This window comes from Micromonospora maritima, assembly GCF_902825405.1.
GTDB classification, from domain to species: Bacteria; Actinomycetota; Actinomycetes; order Mycobacteriales; family Micromonosporaceae; genus Micromonospora; species Micromonospora maritima.
Genome location: NZ_CADEAU010000752.1, coordinates 1 through 1,944, shown reverse-complemented (window position 1 = coordinate 1,944; position 1,944 = coordinate 1). Strand labels below are relative to the sequence as shown.

At 76.5% G+C, this 1,944-nt stretch carries 1 protein-coding gene; it reads left to right on the top strand.

The features are described 5' to 3' along the window. Positions 1-1,944 (top strand): type I polyketide synthase (locus HUW36_RS31895; RefSeq protein WP_246248425.1); only part of this gene is annotated, 1,944 nt, incomplete at both ends.

The window sequence follows — 1,944 nt, the reverse complement described above, 5'->3', positions numbered from 1 at the left end:
CGGCAGGCGAGCCCGGCTCGGCGCTGGCCCGGCAGCTCGCCGGCCGGTCCGCCGCCGAACGGACCGAGACGCTGCGCGACCTGGTCCGCCAGTGTGCCGCCAGCGCGCTCGGCTACGGCTCCGCCGACGACGTCGGAGTCAACCGGCCCTTCCGCGACCTCGGCCTGGACTCGCTGACCGCCGTCGACCTGCGCAACCTCCTCGCCACCGCCACCGACCTGCGGCTGCCCGCCACGCTCGCGTTCGACTACCCGAACCCGGCCGTGCTCGCCGGACACCTCGACGAGCTGCTCACCGGTGCCGGCGCGGTCGTCGACGGACCGACCGCCGTGGCCACCCCCGACGAGCCGCTGGCCGTCGTCGCGATGAGCTGCCGCTTCCCCGGCGGCGCGGACGACCCGGAGCGGCTGTGGCAACTGCTCGCCGCCGGCGGCGACGCGATCGGCGACTTCCCCACCGACCGGGGCTGGGACCTGGAGCGGCTCTTCGACGCCGACCCCGCCGTGGAGGGCACCAGCTACGCCCGGCAGGGCGGCTTCCTGCCCGACGTGGCCGACTTCGACCCCGGCTTCTTCGGCATCAGCCCCCGCGAGGCGCTGGCCATGGACCCGCAGCAGCGGTTGCTGCTGGAGACCTCGTGGGAGGCGATCGAGCGGGCCGGCATCGACCCGCAGGTGCTGCGCGGCAGCCCCACCGGCGTCTTCGTCGGCACCAACTACCAGGACTACCGCAACCTCATGCTCACCGCCGAGGGCGCCGAGGGGCACCTGATGACCGGCAACGCCGGCAGCGTCCTGTCCGGCCGGGTGTCGTACACGCTCGGGCTGGAGGGGCCGGCCGTGTCGGTGGACACCGCCTGCTCGTCGTCGCTCGTCGCGCTGCACTGGGCCGGGCAGGCGCTGCGCGCCGCCGAGTGCTCCCTGGCGCTTGTCGCCGGCGTCACCGTGATGGCCACCCCCGGCGTGTTCGTCGGGTTCAGCCGGCAGCGCGGCCTGGCTCCGGACAGCCGGGTCAAGGCGTTCGCCGCCGGCGCCGACGGCACCAGCTGGGGCGAGGGCGTCGGCGTGCTGCTCGTCGAACGGCTCAGCGACGCCCGCCGCAACGGCCACCCGGTGCTCGCGGTGATCCGGGGCAGCGCGGTCAACCAGGACGGCGCCTCCAACGGCCTCACCGCCCCCAACGGACCGGCCCAGCAGCGGGTCATCCGCGCCGCGCTGGCCAACGCCCGCCTCGACGCCGGCGACGTCGACGCGGTGGAGGCCCACGGCACCGGCACCCGGCTCGGCGACCCGATCGAGGCCCAGGCGCTCCTCGCCACGTACGGGCAGGGCCGGCCGGCGGACCGGCCGCTGCTGCTCGGCTCGATCAAGTCGAACATCGGCCACACCCAGGCCGCCGCCGGCGTCGCCGGCGTGATCAAGATGATCCTCGCGCTGCGCCACGGCTACCTGCCGCCCACCCTGCACGTGGACGCCCCCAGCGACCAGGTGGACTGGGGCACCGGCGCGGTCGACCTGCTCACGGAGGGCCGGCCCTGGCCGCTGACCGGCCGCCCGCGCCGCGCCGCCGTCTCCTCGTTCGGCATCAGCGGCACCAACGCCCACACCATCCTCGAACAGGCCCCCGAGCCGCCCGTCCCGGACGGCGAACCGGTGGACCCGCCGGTGGTGCCGGTGCTGCTCTCCGCCCGTACCGCCGCATCGCTGGCCGCCCAGGCGCAGCCGTGGGCCGACCGGCTCGCCGGCCCGCAGGCCCCGCCGCTTGTCGACGTCGGCTGGACCTCCGCCGTGTCCCGGGCCGCGCTGGAACACCGCGCGGTGGTGCTCGCCACCGACCGGCGCACGCTGCGCGCCGGACTGCGCGCCCTGCACCGGGGCGACGACTCCCCGGCGCTGGTGACCGGCGCGGTGACCGCCCGCCCCCGGGTCGCCTACGTGTTCTCCG